At 41.9% G+C, this 18,828-nt stretch carries 4 protein-coding genes; all 4 read right to left on the reverse strand.

Features of this window, described 5'->3' with window-relative positions; all coding sequences use genetic code 11:
- Positions 1-21: 21 nt before the first annotated feature.
- The 4 genes from FD723_RS06095 to FD723_RS06110 all read right to left on the reverse strand — a co-directional run bounded on the left by FD723_RS06095 (position 22) and on the right by FD723_RS06110 (position 18,753).
- On the reverse strand, positions 22-7,842 hold the full coding sequence (locus FD723_RS06095; RefSeq protein ID WP_179064517.1) for a non-ribosomal peptide synthetase: 7,821 nt from the start codon (positions 7,840-7,842) through the stop codon (positions 22-24).
- Positions 7,843-7,977: 135 nt separating this feature from the next.
- On the reverse strand, positions 7,978-11,190 hold the full coding sequence (locus FD723_RS06100; protein ID WP_179064518.1) for a non-ribosomal peptide synthetase: 3,213 nt from the start codon (positions 11,188-11,190) through the stop codon (positions 7,978-7,980).
- 51 nt (positions 11,191-11,241) lie between these two features.
- Positions 11,242-17,982 (reverse strand): non-ribosomal peptide synthetase, encoded by a 6,741-nt coding sequence (locus FD723_RS06105; RefSeq protein WP_179064519.1) that lies wholly within the window; start codon positions 17,980-17,982, stop codon positions 11,242-11,244.
- Between the two features lie 378 nt (positions 17,983-18,360).
- Positions 18,361-18,753, reverse strand: coding sequence for a hypothetical protein (locus FD723_RS06110; RefSeq protein WP_179064520.1), 393 nt, complete (start codon positions 18,751-18,753; stop codon positions 18,361-18,363).
- Between the last annotated feature and the right edge of the window lie 75 nt (positions 18,754-18,828).

Here is an 18,828-nt window from a genome sequence, read left to right on the forward strand (position 1 = left end):
CGTGTTTTAAACCGTAGTACTTTAAAATTCTATTTCCTCTTCATCTGAGTTGAGAGACTGCATACTTTCATCGGTGGAATTAACCCAAATACAGGTATCAATATAAGTCGCTAATTCTGTGAGAGTGGGAAATTCAAATATCTTTCGCAGAGGCAGTTCTACCTTGAATTTATCACGGATACGGGCAATCAGTTGGGTTGCTAATAAAGAATGACCTCCCAAGTTAAAGAAGTTATCATGACAGGCGTAGGCGTAGCCCGCCGCAGGCATCGCTTCATATTTAAGCAGCTTCGCCCACAATTCGGCAAGCAATTTTTCTGTCGCTGTTAGAGGTAATTCAATGTCTGTTGATGAAACTGTTGTATTTGGTGCAGGTAAAGCTTTACTGTCTACTTTTCCATTTGGTGTCAGTGGTAGTTTTTCTAACACGGTGAAATGGCTAGGAATCATATAATCAGGCAGAGTTTTTCCTAGAAAATCCCGCCATTCTTCTAATAATGCTGAGTCAACTTGATTAGTGCGATATTGTAACGGTTGATTGGCATAATGTTGACAAGGTTTTATCTGCAAATTTTTACCCTGAGAAAATATTGGCAATATCGCCTTTCCGGGAATTTTTCGTTGAAAAACAACATCGTAATCAGCAAACCCTGTGGGGCTATATTGGATGAAAGTAATATAGGGCAAATATCGCGCGAAAGTTCGGAATAATTCGGGTTCGATTCCTAATTTAGCTTGGGCAACTACCGCTTTTAAATCTGAAACATTACTATCTAATTTCGCAATTTCTTCTAATAGTAGCATTTCTGAAGTGAGGCGAGCATTTGGAACACTTTTAATGCATAATAAATCTGGTTGCTGAGTTGTTAAAATTTTCTCAATTTTCTCTAAATTCAGTTGCTCAATTTGCCAATCTAAGCATTGTGCTTCTGCAATGGTAGTATTTATTTGATCTAAATGTAAAACAACGTCGTAACGAAAACGACTCATTTCCGTGTGAGCATAACCCCGTTTCAATTGAATCTGTACGTGACTAATGCGAGGAAAGCGTTGTTTGAGAGCGATAAAGAAATCAGGTTCAATAAGTAATTCGCTTTCGGTGTCAATGCTTTTTTGAATCTGTTGACGCAAGTCTTTAATTGATAACTCATTGGGAGCGCGATAAAACTCAACGGCGGTGTAGAAAGCTTCTAATAGTTGAAGATTACGCACATCACCAATAAAGATTGTTCCCTGAGTTTTCACAGCTTTGATAGCCCTCTCCAAGACTTGCAAAAAGTAATCCAGAGAGGGAAAATACTGGATAACAGAATTGATGATTACCAAGTCATAAGCATTTATCTCAATATTATCAAACTGGTTAGCTGCACTCGTTTTTAAAGTAACTTTCTCATTGAGAGACTGCTGTTTGAGATGTTGTTCAATATACTGCAATGCTTCCGATGAAAAATCTGTACCCAAATAATGTTGACAATGGGGTGCAACTTTAAACAACAACATTCCTGTACCACAACCTATTTCCCAGACCCGTTTTGGTGCAAGTTCTAAAATTTGGGCAACTGTTGTATCTCGCCATTCCTGCATCGCTGCTTGGGAAATGGGTTCTCCTGTGTAGCTATCATTCCAACCGGCTAGATTCAGAGTTGGATCATCAGTTGGGGTTTGTTGCTGAGAATAGCTATTATTGAAAACTTGCTGCCACAGTTCTACCTGTTCAGATGTTGCATCCAACGTCTCTACATCTGTTGGCGTAGGTACAATGTAAGCTAGCAAGCGTTGATTAATTGCATCTTCTCCTTGTAAAATCACTACTACTTGCTGAATTTTCGAGTGTTTGGCTAACAAGGCTTCAATTTCACCCAATTCGATCCGAAAGCCACGCAGTTTTACTTGGTTGTCATTCCGCCCCAAGTATTGTATGTTACCGTCTGGCAACCATCTGGCTAAATCTCCGGTTTTATAAACTCGCTCTTGTTCGCCAAATAAGTCGAGTTCGATAAATTTTTCTGCTGTGAGTTCGGGACGGTTGAGATAGCCACGGGCTAAACCATCACCCGCAATACAAAGTTCGCCAGAAATGCCAGGAGGTAGGGGTTGGTTTTGGTCGTCTAAAATGTAGATACGCGCATTAGCAATTGGTCTTCCGATTAATAAATCGCCAACTAAATCCATTTTTCCAGTTGCTTCGTAGACACAACACCCCACAACCGCTTCTGTCGGCCCATATTCGTTGATCAGGCGGGTATCAGGAGCATGAGTCAGCCACGGGATTATTTGGTTAGCGCGTAATGCCTCGCCGCCTAAAACCAAGGCATTAACTCGATTTTGCATAGCATTAGCATCAATAAGTTGCTGATTGAGTATTTCCAGATGGGAGGGGGTGATTTTGATAAGGGAGAGATGATTGTTCTGTTTGATGATGTTTGCTAAAGCTTCAATTTCTTGTTTTTCTCTTACCAAGATAGTGGTGCGCCCACAAATTAGAGGTAGGTAAAGAGAGGTAATGGTTGCATCAAAGCTTAGGGAAGACTGGACGGGTGTACCTTGTCCTGGCGCTACTACATAGAAGTCTTTTGCCCAGTGCAAATAGTTAGTTAAACCACGGTGCAGTACTTGTACGCCTTTGGGTTTCCCAGCAGAGCCTGATGTGTAAATCACATAAGCTAAATCATCTTGATTTTGGATTTTGGATTTTGGATTTTGGATTTTGGATTTTTCTGGAAATTGGTTGGTAAATTTATCCTCATCTAAATATAGAATTTTTCGGGAGTGAGGAGTGGTCAGTGGGGAATGGAAAAGAGTTTCTTTATTCCCAGTCCCTAATCCCCAATCCCCAATCCCCAATCTATCTTTAACTAGACTATGGGTGAGCAAAACTCTTGCCCCACAGTCTTCGAGCATAAAACGAATCCGCTCCTGTGGGTAGTTAGGGTCAATTGGTACATAAGCGCCACCCGCTTTCAGAATACCAAACAAGCCAATAACCATTGATAGCGATCGCTCCACACAAATCGCAATCAATGGATTATCAGGCGATTGTTGCTCTGTTTGGAGTTCTAATAGAGAATACGCTAACTGATTAGCTTTCTGGTTCAATTCTTGATAACTCAGGCTTTGATTTTCAAACACCACCGCAATGTTATCGGGTGTTTGTGCTACCTGTTGTTCAAACAGAGTTACCAACGTTTGATCTTGAGGATAATTGATGCTAGTTTGATTCCAAAGTTGCAGTTGTTGGATTTCTGCTGTTGTCATCAAGGGCAGCTTACCGATTGGCTGTTGGGGGTTTTTGGCAACAGCTTCGAGCAATACTTCAAAGTGTCCCGCCATACGCCCAATTGTCTCTGCCTCAAATAAATCGGTGGCATATTCCCACATACAGCGTAGTTGACCATCCCTTTCGCAAAGGTCAAGGGTCAAATCAAACTTAGCAAATGGATAGTTTTGATCCAACCAGTGAATATCAAGCTCTGGTAAACTAACATTCCTCCCTGCTCCTTCGGTGTTTTGCAACACCATCATCACTTGGAATAAGGGATTATGGCTGAGACTGCGCTCTGGTTGCAGTTGTTCTACCAAATACTCAAAGGGAATATCTTGATGAGCATAAGCATCTAAGCAAGTTTGGCGAGTTTGTTGCAGTAACTCACTAAAACTTTGCTCCGGCTTGATTTTGCTCCGCAACACCAAAGTATTGACAAAAAAGCCAATTAATGATTCTGTATTGCTATGGGTGCGGTTAGCGATCGCAGAACCAACACATAAATCCTCTTGACGGCTGTAGCGGTATAACAGAATATTAAAAGCCGCCAACAGAGTCATAAACAAACTAACCCCGTGTTTTTGACTAATAGCTTTAAGTCTTTGAGTCAGTTCATTACTTAAAAGATATTCCTCACGCCCACCTTGGTAACTTTGTTGGGCTGGACGGGGATAATCGGTAGGCAAATCCAGCAATCGGGGAGCATCGCCTAGTTGTTGTTTCCAGTAATTTTCCTGATTTTCTAAAATTTTCCCTTGTAGCCAACTGCGCTGCCAAGCTGCATAATCACTATATTGAATTGGCAAGGGTGACAAATTCGGAATATCCCCCGCAGCTAAAGCAGAATAAGCCTGTTCCCATTCACGTTTAAATACTCCCATTGACCAGCCATCACTAATAATATGGTGCATATTAATCAGCAGGACATTTTTCTGTTGGCTCAGTTGCAGTAATTTAGCTTTAAATAAGGGGCCAGTATTTAAATCAAATGGTTCTTGGGCGTGGTTATCTGATAACCGTTGTATGGTTTCTGCTTGAGTTTGGGGGGAAAGTTCTCGTAAATCTGCGATAGTCAGTACTTCTATATCCTCTAGATTTTGGACGACTATTTGTGCCTCTCCCGACCGGGCGGGGAAATATGTGCGTAGAATAGAATGGCGATCGAGGAGATAATCAAAACTTGCACGCAACGCATCTATATTCAACTTGCCGTCAAGTTGCAGCGCTGTTGACATATTATAGGTAGCGGAGGTTCCAGTGCCTTCAAGTTGGGCTAAAAACCAGAGTCTTGATTGGGCAAAGGACAGAGTTTTCGGAGCATTTGCAGGTTGTGGTGTGATGAGAGGTAAAGTAATTACTGAAGCGGCTTTGTCAATTTCTGTTGCCAACTCAAACAAAATACTCTGCTCAAATACCTTGCGAACAGGTATTTCCACTCCAAAAGTGTCACGAATACGGGCAACCAATTGAGTAGCTAATAAGGAATGTCCACTCAATTCAAAGAAGTTATCTTGGCGACCAACAGACCTAGCTTTCAGAATAGTTTGCCATAAGGTAGCCAATAGTTCTTCAGTTGCTGTCACTGGTATTTCAAAATCAGTGGAAGTGGCTGGTTCTGGCGTTGGTAATGCTCTACGATCTAGTTTACCGTTAGGGGTAATGGGCAACTGAGCCAATACTATAATCTGGCTAGGAATCATATAATTCGGTAGGTGAATTTTCAGGTAGTCTTTGAGTTGACCACCTAAATTGCTGGATTCTCCTGCCGCCGTGAGATATGCTACTAACCTGGAATTATTATCAGTTTCAGATAAAATAACAACCGCTTCTTTAACTAAATAGTGTTGTAATAATAGCGATTCAATTTCACCAAGTTCAATGCGAAAGCCCCGTAATTTAACTTGAGCATCAATGCGACCTAGATATTCAAGGTTGCCATCATCTCTCCATTTTGCTAAGTCCCCAGTTTTGTAAATTCGCTCAGTTTTGCCAAATAATTCAACTTCAATAAATTTTTCGGCAGTTAAATCGGGACGGTTGAGATAACCTCGTGCTAAACCCACTCCCGCGATGCACAATTCTCCAGGTAGGCCAGGTGGTAAGGGCTGATTGTGAACATCTAAAATATAGATGCGGATATTAGATAAAGGTTGACCAATTGGTGGTTTTTTGCCATTGGGTTGACAAATTGCTATCGCTGCACCAACTGTAGATTCTGTAGGGCCATAGCCATTCAAGAAACGTCGCCCTGTTGCCCATTTTGTCACTAATTCAGCTGGGCAAGCTTCACCACCAACAACTATGGTTTGCAAATCTGCTAAAGTCGCTGGCGGTAACACCGATAAGGCCGAAGGGGGTACAATAATGTGGGAGATTTTGCGATCGCTCAAAAAATCGACCAAGCCTTGACCGGATAGCAAAGTCTCTTGTTTCGCCAAATATAAACAAGCACCTGTGGCTAGAGTAGGAGCAATTTCAGCAACAGAACTATCAAAACTAAAAGAAGCAAACTGAAGAAAACGGCTTTGGGGTTGAATTTGAAAAGTGTTAACCAGTGCTAAAGTCAAATTGGTCAACCCTCGATGCTCAATCATCACTCCTTTGGGTCGTCCCGTCGAACCAGATGTATAAATTACATAAGCTAAATTATCAGGTGTAGTTTTTGGACTGGGATTTTTTGTGAACTCTTCCGCAAAAGTTTCGTCATCCAAACAAATTAATTGCAGAGAGTTTTTCAGTTTTTTTATGGGTAATTGGTCTATGAGAAAACTTTGGGTTAGTAACACTGATGTTCCAGAATCTTCTAACATCAACCCAATCCGTTCTTGAGGATAATTGGGATCAATTGGCAGGTATGCACCACCCGCTTTCAAGACACCGAGTACACCAATAATCATCTCCAAAGACCGTTCAACGCAGATACCAATTAAGCTTTCTGGCTGAATTTGGTGATTTTGAATTAAATAATGAGCCAGTTGGTTAGCTTTTTGATTAAGTTGTTGATAAGTTAGGCATTGGGATTCAAACACCAAAGCGAGATTATTAGGGTTTTTGGCAACTTGAGTTTCAAACAGTTCCACCAAAGTTTGATTCAGGGGATAATCAGTTTGAGTTTGATTCCAAATTTGCAATTGCTGACATTCGTCCTCTGCAATTAATGGCAGAGTATTAATGGTTTGGTGAGGATTATCAACAATTCCCTGAAGTAAAACTGCAAAATTTCCCGCCATCCGTTGAATGGTTTTAGCCTCAAATAAATCGGTTCCATATTCCCATTCTCCTGTCAACCCTTGGGGAGTTTCTCGAAAAATCAGCGACAAATCAAACAGAGTTGTGGTGTTTTCCCATGTAAAACGGGTAAGGGTTAATCCATTGATTTCTAGTTGCTGCTGGGTTTGAGTTTGCACGCCAAAAGCCACTTGAAATAGGGGATGATGAGAAAGCGATCGCTCTAATCCCAATTCATCGACTAGCTTCTCAAAGGGTAAATCTTGATGGTCATAAGCATCTAGAGTTACTTGCTTGACTCGTTCAAGTAACTCTAAGAAAGTTGGATTCCCTTGCAGATTGGTACGTAATGCTAGGGTATTGACAAAAAAACCAATTAATGTTTCAGTTTCACGACGATTGCGATTAGCGATCGCAGAACCAACAATAATATCTTCTTGACCACTGTAGCGCGAAAGTAACAGCGTAAATGCTGCAAGCAAAGTCATAAACAAGGTTGTTCCAGACTCTTGACTCAAACGCTTCAACTTCTGGGTTAAATCCTGATTGAGTTTCAAAAACTCGCTACGCCCTCTGAAACTTTGAACTGATGGGCGGGTTCTATCTGTGGGCAATTCCAACAGAGGCGGGACTGCGGCTAATTGTTTTTGCCAGTAATTGAGTTGGGTTTCGAGTACCTTTCCCTGTAGCCATTGTCTTTGCCAGTGGGCGAAATCGGCATATTGCAGCGTTAATTCGGTTAAGGGAGAAGGTTCGCCGGTGCAAAATGCAGTATAAAGGCTGAACAATTCACGGCGGAATATATCAATTGACCAGCCATCACAAACGATATGATGAATAACGAGCAACAGTAAATTAGATTGGTCACTCAGTTGCAACAATTTTACCCGTAGCAAAGGTGGGTTTGATAAGTTAAAGGGTTGTTGCAATTCTTCTTTTGCTAACTGCTGCGCTTTGCTTAACTGGTTTTCTTCAGTTAATTGTCGCCAATCTAGCACTTGCATTGTCAGTTGAAGATGAGGGTGAATTACCTGTATCGGTGACTCATCAACAATACAAACGCTGGTGCGTAAGACTTCATGACGTTGAACAATTTCTTTAATAGCTTGTTCTAAAGCACTTATATTTAGAAATCCTTTAATCTGCCAGAAAAAGGGGACATTATAAACACAATTTTCGCCTTCTAGTTGATCGAGAAACCATAGTCTTTGTTGGGCAAAGGAGAGGGGAAGAGGTTGTTCTCTCGATACAGATGTAAGAAGGGTAGATTGCTGTTGCTTTTTCAGTTTTTGTAAGACTAATTCTCGCTTTTCTGGTGAAAGGGCTTCTAGGCGTTTTAATAAATCGCTCATAATAATTATCGAAAATTAGTTTTTTTCATCGAATCAAAGAGACTTAACTCGTAGCAAATTCTCTCTCAAAAAACTCTGCGTATCTTTGCGTTTACTTTACGTTCCTCTGAGTTTAAAAACTCTAAAATCTTATACTCACAAAAGCAATTGTTGTGTAATTTCTTGGTCTGATAACTGATCAACTTCTCCTATAATCTCTGCAATTGCATCATTTTCTGCTTTTTCAATTTCTTGACCGAGTTCAGCAATCGTCGGATTTTCAAATAAATAACGCAGAGAAAAATCCAAACAAAATGCTTCTCTTAATCGAGAGATAACTTGGGTAGCTAGTAAAGAATGTCCCCCTAACTCAAAAAAGTTATCGTGAATTCCAACCTGTTTTAATTTGAGAACTTCAACCCAAATCGTGACTAATTCTTGTTCGGTAGGCGTGCGAGGAGCAACAAAATCAACCTCTAGATTTCTTTGTTCCGCATTTGGGACAGGTAAAGCACGGCGATTAATTTTACCATTAGGTGTTAGGGGTAATGCCTCTAGAAATACGAATACTGTGGGAATCATGTAGTCAGGTAGCTTTGTCTTGAGGAAGTTTCGCAGGGTATGAGGCGTTGGTTGATTATTCTTGGTAAGGAGATAGGCTAATAAATACTTGTTTCCATGTTCATTTTCATGTGCAATAACTACGACTTGTTTTATGTCAAGATGTTGATTTAAAACTGCTTCAATTTCTCCTAATTCAATGCGGAAACCGCGAATTTTAACCTGTGTATCAATTCGCCCGACAAATTCCAGATTTCCATCAGGGAGACGGCGAATTAAATCTCCGGTTTTGTAAAGTGTATCGCCCTCAAGAAAAGGATTGGCAATAAATTTTTCACTGGTTAATATTGGTTGATTTAAGTAACCTCTAGCAACACTCGCCCCACCGATATAAAGTTCCCCAGGAACGCCAATCGGGACTCTGTGTAAATCTTTATCTAGTAGGTAAACTTGTCTATCACCGATAGGTTTTCCAATGGGAATTGAATGTACATTTTCAGCAAGTTGTTGAGGAATCGGATAACAACAGGTAAAAACGGTACATTCTGAAGGGCCGTAAGCATGAATTAATTGTGTTTCAGGCAATAATTCTAAGGCGCGACGAACATGAGGTACAGAAACAGATTCTCCTCCAAACAGAAGTTGTTTAATCCCTAACAACCCTTGTGGCATCGTGTCAATCATAAGATTAAATAAAGCGGTAGTCAGAAACATAGTGTTAACCCCTTGCTCTTGGATAATCTTGCTTAAGTCTTCAGGTGTGAGGATTGTGTCTGGGTAAAGCACACAACACCCACCATAAAGCAAGGGCGGCCAAAGTTCTAGAGTTAGTCCATCCCAAGAAATCGATGAATGTTGCAGCCAAATCTGTTCTGCATCAAGGTGAATATAATCAACCCCAAACATAAAACCAATGATGCTACGATGAGTAATTTCTGTTCCCTTTGGTGTTCCAGTTGAGCCAGAGGTATAGATGATATAAGCTAAGTTTTCTGGATTAACTTCACTGTGTAAATTATCTTCTTTATATTGAGAAATTATTTCCCAATCTGAGTCAAGATTCACTACAGTTTGATTATAGATTGGAAGTTTATCTTGCAAATGAGTTTGCGTTAATAAAATCGGTGTCTGCACATCTTCCATCATGAATACTAGTCGATCTGTTGGATAAGCCGGATCTAGCGGAATGTATGCCCCACCCGCTTTGAGGATAGCTAGTATTCCTATAACCATTTCTAGCGATCGCTCGACACAAATTCCCACTCGTACTTCAGGTTTAACTCCCAGCACTTGTAAATAATGGGCTAATTGATTGGCGCGGTTATTCAACTCCCGATAAGTTAAATATTCCTTTTCATATACAAGTGCTATCGCATCAGGGTTCTTTTCTACTTGTTCTTCAAATAAAATATGAATACATTTGTAATGAATAGAATCTATACTTTGATTATTCTCTTGTAGAATTAATTTTTCTTCTTCAGCTTCACTGAGCAGAGACAATTGGGAAATATCTTGTTGTATATTGTCTGCTATTCCTGCTAGTAGCGTTTGGAAATGTCCAATTATTCTGACAATTGTTTCTTGCTCAAAGCGACTGGTCTCATAGATAATCCTGCCAGACAATTGTGATTCAGGATTAACTACTATAGTTAGCGGATAATTGGTACGTTCAAAACAACGGATATTACTAATTCCTAAAGTTTTTTTGATATCCTGTTCAGCAGAATCTAGCGGATAATTTTCAAACACTAAAAGGCTGTCGAATAGTCGCATTCCTGGTGGAAAATCACTCAATCGCTGAATTTCTGCTAGAGAATAATAAGCATATTCTTCCTGTTCAAATGCTTGGCTTTGTAATTGCTTGAGCCAGGGTAATAATTCGGCTTTTGGTGTAATTTGTACCCGTATAGGGAGTGTATTTATTAATAACCCAACCATAGAATTCACTCCTGCAAGCGTTGGTGGACGGCCGGATACAGTTGCACCAAAGACCACATCGTTTTCACCACTGTAGCGGGAAAGTAGCAACGCATAAGCTCCCTGCACCAAATTATTCAGAGTTAAATGATGCTGTCCTGCCGCATATTGCAGTTTCTCAGTTACCGTTTGAGATAATTCAAAAGTTTGCTCGTTGTATGTTTGCTGTTTCCCGTCCCCAGTCCCCAGTCCCCAGTCCCCTATTAATGTAGGAGTTTCAAATCCCTGGAGTTTTTTTTGCCAGAAGTTTTTTGCTTGAGTAATATTCTGTTGCTGTAACCAATTAATATATTCTCGATAGGGGGGAGAGGATATCAGGCGTAAATGTTCACCTCGCTGATGAGCCTCATAAAAAGCTAAAACTTCTTTGAGGATAATTTGCATCGACCAGCCATCAAAGAGGATATGATGATGACTCCAAATAAATTGGTAAGTATACTCCTTTAGATGGATGACGGTGAAGCGCATCAGGGAAGCTTGAGATAGATCAAATTGTTTTTGGCGATCGCATTTCAAAAAATCCTCTAAATACTGTTGTTGTTCATCGGGAGTAAAATTCCGCCAGTCCAGTTGTTCCCACGAGAGATCCACTTGCTTACTCACCATTTGCAAGGGCTTTTCTATCTCCTCCCAATAAAAGGAACTGCGTAAAACTGGGTGTCGCGCTACAACCTGTTGCCAAGCTTGCTTAAAGGCAGAAAAATTTAATTCTCCAGAGAGGATGCAAAGCAACTGCTCAAAATAAACTTCCGATTCTGGCGCATAAAGAGTATGAAACAGCATCCCCTGCTGCATGGGCGAAAGTTCATAGAGGTCTTCGATATTGTTCATGACAATGGGGATTGGGAACTGGGAACTGGGAACTGGGGAAATGACCAATGACTATTTATTTTTGTTGATTTTGGCGAGGAATTTATCAAGCTGTTTTTGGCTAAGTTTGGCTGCTGAGAAGTCCGAAGGTGTATAACCGATCGCATCAACAGATTGACAGTGGGTAATGAGCGATCGCAATTTCTCCATGAACCCAAAGGCTAAACTCTCGATGGTGTCTCGTTTATGAATTTTATTGCTGTAATTCCAAATCATTTCCAGTCTTCCTGCATGAATAAAGCCGCCTACTCCTAATAGATGGCTGCGCTGATTAAGTAAACTCTGTTCAGCTTTAAATTCTTCAACTAAACCCAACACATCAGATGCCTTAAGCACTTGATCGAACTGACCAAGGTAGTTAAAACTTACTTCCGCTTGGGGTAGTGCTTGTAGTTGTTTGCGTGTACTTTCATCCTGCTGCAAATATCGCAACACGCCATAACCGATGCCTCGGTTGGGAATACGCCGTAGTTGTTCTTTAATTAACTTTAAAGCCTCTCCTGGATGGTCAATTTCTTCTAGCTGTAAATGAACGGGGAATAAGGTAGTAAACCAACCCACAGTGCGCGACAAATCTACATCTTCAAATAAATCTTCCCGTCCATGTCCCTCTAAATCAAGCAGTAGAGAAGGTTGTCCCGTCCATTGGGCAAAGCTTTGCACTAAGGCTGTCAACAGCACATCGTTAATTTGAGTGTTGTAGGCAGAGGGTACATCCTGCAAGAGGGCGCGGGTGTGTTCTTCAGTTAAAGAAAGTGATACAGAATCGGTTGAGGCTAAAGTGTTATTTTCTTTATCTGAAGGATAATCTACTGGCAAGGCGGTAACTTTCAAACTAGACTCACTAAGCCAGTAATTCAACTCATCAGATGATTGGGCGTATTCTGTAAGGCGATCGCTCCAATATTGCCAGGAAGTTGTTTTAGGTGGTAATTTAATAGCCTCGCCACAACTGATTTGCTGATAACCAGTAGCCAAATCTTCAAGCAAAATCCGCCACGAAATTCCATCTACTACTAAATGATGGATGATGAATAGTAACCGACCTGGTTGATTGTTGCCTAATTGAAACAGTGCTACTCGTGCGATGCCGGCGGCGGGCGTAGCCATCGCTCCAGTAGATAGATTCAAACTAGCTTGAAGTTCCGCATCCGCCGTTTTTATTGCTGTTTGTTGTCCTTCTGCCGACAGGTGCGACAAATCGATGACGCTAAATGGTATCGATTCTTGAGTAGGGGCGTTAAACTGCTGCCAGTTTTCCTCTTCTTGCTGAAACTGCGATTCTCCCAAAGGGAGACGTGCAAAGCGCGATCGCAAAGCATCATGATGCACTAACAATTGTTGCACAACTTGCTGTAATAGCTCTGGTTGCAAGTCTGGCGACACTTTCAGCAGAACTGATTGGTTAAAGTAATCAGGTTCCGACAATTTCTGCTCGAAAAACCAATGTTGGATGGGTGTCAGCGCCACCTTGCCAGTCACTAACCCTTGTTCGGCTTTAACTTGGCGAGTAATTCCTGCCACAGCAGCTAACTCAGCAATGGTTTGGTATTGAAATAGCTGTTTAGGAGCAATTTGGATACCCGCTTGATTGGCGCGGGAAATTACCTGGATGCTGAGGATGGAATCTCCGCCCAATTCAAAGAAGTTATCGTGGATGCCGACTTGTTTTAATCTTAAGATTTCCGCCCAAATCGCCGCTAATCTCTCTTCTGTAGGAGTTTGAAGTGCAACAAAGTTAGGTTCTGCGCTGCGGGATATTTCGGGTGCTGGTAGGACACGGTAATCTACCTTCTGGTTGAGAGTCATCGGCAGCGCTTTCAACAGCACAAAAGCCGAGGGAACCATATAATTAGGCAACTTCTGCTTGAGAAAATGCCGCAGTTCATCGGTGGTTAGTTGCGATTTAGGTACAACATAAGCCACTAGCCGTTTTTGTCCGGGAATATCTTCACGAGCAATAACGACAGCTTGCAAAACCTCTGGATGTTGACTCAACACCGTTTCGATTTCTCCCAACTCGATGCGGAAACCCCGAATCTTCACCTGATTATCAACACGACCGAGATATTCTAGGTTGCCATCTGGGCGAAATCGTGCTGTGTCCCCTGTTTTATAAAGGCGCTCCAATTTTGGATTTTGGATTTTGGATTTTGGATTGTAAAACGGATTCTCGATAAATTTAAGAGCCGTAAGTTCAGGACGTTGCCAATATCCTCTGGCTAATCCATCTCCAGCAATGTACAGTTCTCCGGTAACTCCTATAGGGACAGGTTGCAGATATCGATCCAGAATATAAACCTGAGCATTGCTTATAGGTCGTCCAATGCTAACAGAGGTGGCTGCCGGGGTTAAGCAATTTAAAGTAGTTATAACCGTTGCTTCGGTTGGGCCATAACTATTAAGTAATTGGGGTGGATTCGAGAGGTGGGCAATACTACTATGCCAATGCTTCACTTTTTCGAGTTGAGCTTCTTCTCCACCAATAATCACCATTCTCAGACTTTCGGCAACTCGGGAGTCTTCAGGGGTAAGTTCTGCTACTAACTGATGCCAGTAGGCTGTAGGAAGATCCAAAACAGTTAACTGCCATTCTTGGCAACACCGCCAAAATTCATCGCTGGAGTGCAACATTTCTTCGGTTCGTAATACTAATGTTGCGCCAACTAAAAGACAAGGAAAGATTTCTTCTACTGAGGCATCAAAACAGATAGATGCAAATTGCAGAATATTATCGCTTGCATTAATTCCATATTCATGTGTAGCGGTGAGGGTAAAATTTGTTAGCGATCGCTGTTCAATCATCACCCCTTTAGGTTTACCCGTAGAACCAGAGGTATAAATCATGTAGGCGAGATTATGGAGTTGAACTTCGTTAATCGGATTTGCTGTACTGTGTTGAGCAATTTCTAACCAGTCCGTATCTAAACAGATGATTTTGCCGGCATAATTTGGTAGTCTGTCCTGGAATCTTTCTTGAGTTAGCAGAATGCTCAGTTGCGTATCTTCGAGAATATCAGTCAGTCGCTCTTGGGGATAAGCTGGGTCAAGGGGAATGTATGCACCCCCGGCTTTGAGAATGCCGAGTAAACCGACAATCATCTCTAAAGAACGCTCAACGCAGATACCAACTAAGGTTTCTGGTTTGACTCCCAAACTTTGCAGATGGTGGGCTAATTGATTGGCGCGATCGCTCAATTCGCGGTAAGTTAATTGTTCATCTGCTTGCTGAATAGCTACAGCATAGGGTGTTAAGTCCACCTGAGCCGCAAATAATTTATGGATACACTCTTTATTGAGATACTCCCGATGAGTTTGATTCCACTCCCTCAGCAATTGCTGCTGAGTCTGCGTTAGTAGTGGTAATTCCGAAATTCGCTGCTCCGGATTATCGACAATACTTTCTAGTAAAGTTTGATACTGTTCTAACATTCGTTGGATTGTGTCAGCATCAAAGAGGTCACTATTATATTCCAAGACTAGTGTGATTCCCTTTGCTCCGGTTTTAGAACCGTTCTGCACACGTTGCTCAGAACGCGGTATCACCAAGAAATCTAAATCAAACTTTGCTGATTTATTGCTGATCGGTTCATACAAGCTAATGTCCAAACCTGGCAGAATCAAATCCGGCATCGGGGAATCATGGAAGCTGAACATCACTTGAAATAGAGGATTGTGACTCAAATTCCGTATTGGCTTGAGAACCTCTACCACCTGATCGAAGGGTAAATCTTCGTTGGCGTATGCTTCTAACGTCACTTGACGAACTCGACCGAGTAATTCTCTAAATGTGGGATTGCCAGACAAATAAGTGCGTAGAACTAGGTTATTGACAATCATGCCAATTAACTTTTCTACCTCCTGTATCCGCCGATTGGCAACGGCAGTCCCTACGCTCAGGTCATCTTGCCCAGTATATCGATGCAATATTACCAAGAAAGCTCCCAGCATCGTCATAAATAAGGTGACACCCTCCTGACGACTCAGAACTCGCAGAGATTCGCACAAGTCGATAGGAAGTTCTACCCTAATTTGATCGCCATTGTAAGTTTGCTCTGTCGGTCGCGGGCGATCATAAGGTAATGCTAACAACGGTGAACTACCAGATAACTTCTGCTGCCAATAGGCTTTTTGTACCTCCGCTTCTTGGCTTTTGACCCACTGTCGCTGCCAATGGGCAAAATCCACAAATTGAAGCAATGGTTGAGGAAGCGGGGAAGGATTACCCAAACAGAAGGCTTGATAAAGTTCGAGCAATTCACCCAGAAATATATTGAATGACCAACCATCATGAGTTATATGATGCTCAATGTGGATTAACAGATGTTCTTGTTCGCTCAACTTGAACAAAACCCATCTGACCAACGGTAGTTGATTCAGGTCAAAGGGTTTTTGCAATTCTGCCTCAATCAGACATTGAGCTTCTAGTTCCCGCTCAGATTCAGGAAATGTCTGGAGGTCAATTACTCTGAAGCTGATTGGTTGTGCTGGGTGAATTACCTGAAATAGTCGTCCATTCACCGCCGGGTAAGTTGTGCGAAAGATTTCATGACGTAGTACAATCTCGTTGAGGCACTGTTGTAATATCGGCACATTGAGTTGACCCTGAAATCGCATAGTTGCCTGGAATTGGTAGGCAATACTTTCAGGAGCCAATTGTTGAATAAAGTACACTCGCTCTTGAGCAAAGGAAACTGGTAAAAGTCCTTCACGCTCAATTCGTTGTATGGTAGGACACTGTAACTGCTGTTCTCGCTGGCTGTGCAGTGCGATTATTTGAGCTAAACCAGCGATGGTAGGTTTATCAAAGATGTGATGAAAGGACAACTCAACTTGGAAAACTTCGCGCACACGAGAAAGGATCTGAGTGGCAATGAGGGAATGACCACCTAATTGGAAAAAATTATCATTGACTCCAATTTGCTCAAGTGCCAGTAACGCAGCCCAGATGACCGCTAATTTCTCCTCAATTGGGTTGCGAGGTGCGACAAAGATTTCTTCGAGATTCGGGCGGGTGCGATCGCAACCTGGAAGATTTCGACGATCCACTTTACCATTAGGGGTGAGTGGCAGCGAGTCTAGAATTACAAAGACTGCCGGTATCATATAGTCGGGCAGCTTCTCCTGGAGGAAGCATTTTAGGTTAGCGGTACTCACCTCAAGTTTTTGCTTAGGGACAATATAGGCGACAAGACGCTTATCACCAGGAATGTCTTCACGGACGATTACCACTGCCTGCTGTACATCCGAATGTTGACTTAAAAGTGCCTCAATTTCTCCTAATTCAATGCGGAAGCCGCGAATCTTCACCTGATTATCGATTCGCCCAATAAACTCAATGTTGCCGTCTGCCAAGAAACGGGCTAAATCACCAGTTTTGTAAAGCCGGGGATTGGGGATTGGGGATTGGCGATTGATATGGGGGACTGGGGAAAAGAAAGAGCTATCTGTTTGCCCTTTCCCCCTCTGCTCCCCTGCTCCCCTTCCCTCTGCCCCCTCAAAGGGATTAGGAATAAATTTTTCCTTGGTTAATTCTGGACGGTTTAGGTAGCCTCGTGCCAAACCATCGCCGCCAATATATAGTTCGCCAGGAGTACCAATCGGAACTGGTTGAAGTTGGGAGTCGAGTATATAAATTTGTGTATTGGAGAGTGGGCGACCAATGGGTATGTTTGTAGCCCCTTCAGGAATATCTTGCACTAGATACCAACAAGCAAATGTTGTACTCTCAGTTGGGCCATAAACATGCAGTAATTGCTGTGGCGCTCCATTGCTCAAAATCAATTTGACTGACTTGGGATCTACAGCCTCGCCTCCAAATAGCAAGTGTCGTAGGTGTTTAAATGCTTCAGGGACAACGCTAGCTAACTGATTAAATAAAGCTGTCGTCAAAAATAATATACTAATTCTTTGTTCGCGGATGTACGTTGCGAAATGCTGGGGTGAAAGCACAACATTCTGAGGAATTACCACCAGCCTAGCCCCGTGCAAAAGAGATCCCCATATCTCGAAAGTGGCTGCATCAAATGAAGTATTTGAGGCTTGAGCAACGAGTAGTTGACAGCCGTAGGCATCGCCCGGCATAAACTGTATGTAGTTGGTGTTGCATACTAGTCGATTCACAGCCCGATGTGGCACAGCTACTCCCTTTGGTGTTCCTGTAGAACCAGAGGTGTAGATAACGTAAGCCAGATTTTCAGCCGTAACGTTGCTAGCAAGATTTTCTTGACTGTGTTTGTTAATTGATTCCCAATCAGTATCTAAGCAAACTCCCTTCGCCCTGCTACCAGCAAATTCTTCAGCGAACTTCTGCTGTGTCAACAGCACCGACACTTGTGAATCTGCAAGCATGAAACTGAGACGCTCTTGGGGATAGGTTGGGTCTAAGGGGACATAAGCTCCTCCAGCTTTGAGAATTCCCAATAGCCCTACGATCATCTCTAGGGAACGCTCCATGCAAATGCCTACTAGAATTTCTGGCCCTACACCTAGCGAATCGGAATGTAGATAATGTGCTACTTTATTTGCTTGGTGGTTCAACTCTTGGTAAGTTAGTTGTTCCTCATTGAAGACAACAGCGATACTGTCTGGAGTTTTTTCTACTTGCGCTTCAAATAATTGATGTATACATAAATGCTGAGGATAATCTACTGTTGTATCGTTCCATTCCACTAAGATTTTATGTTGTTGCTGCTCAGTTAAAGTTGAATAATTATCAATAGACTGAGTAGGGCTAATTCTAATTTCTGACATACAGGTAATATATAAGCTGAGAATTTTATTAAAGTCATTATTATGGCTATAGTCGGAATTCACTAATATAATTTAAGTCTTGAGCCTCGTTCCCAGCCTAAAGGCTGGGAATGTATTCTCAGAGGCAGAGCCTCTGGTCAACAGTCTAGGCGGAGCCTCCCAGAACGAGTTCCCAGCCTGGAGGCTGGGAACCAGTTACCAGTCAGGGTAAAGGCTGTGTCTTAGATGAGTACTATTCAACTCAGAGGCTATCTTATGCGTTGACAACAATTAAGCGCGATCGCAACAATGGGAAATCGAGATTTTTTAGATTTGTGTGTACACCATAGCCCCTAGAATCACAGCCAAATACTTTTCAAATATCCTCTAAAAGTGAAATTATTCCTCGACGATTTCAATTGTTTTTGGCGCCTGAACTTCGTCAGTATCAATAATGACTTCTGGGCTAAGTTCATTTTTCAGTTTGAGTTTTAGCTCCTCTGAAATGGGTAAATCTTTAATTTCTTTCAGGAGGAATCTCACAGATTCGGTTTTACTACGTTCTGTATAGATGGCTTTGAGAACAGCTTCAATTCCATATCCCGCTACAGTATCCCCTACAACCGTTATCAGACCGAGTATTCCTATCCCTCCAACAATGCCAAATGGCCCTCCTAAGGCTGTGAGGGCAGCAACAACAGCAACATTACTACCTGCTGATGTAACTGTTAAAATCACGAGAATTATGCCAGGAAGACCCAGACCAGCAAGTTTTTTAACGATTTCGTCCATTTTAATTACCTAAAATCCTTTTTTTCTTGGTTAAAACAATTAGTCATTGGTCATTGCTCATTAGTCATTAGTCAT

Origin of the sequence: Nostoc sp. C052 (assembly GCF_013393905.1) — a bacterium.
Classification (GTDB): Bacteria; Cyanobacteriota; Cyanobacteriia; order Cyanobacteriales; family Nostocaceae; genus Nostoc.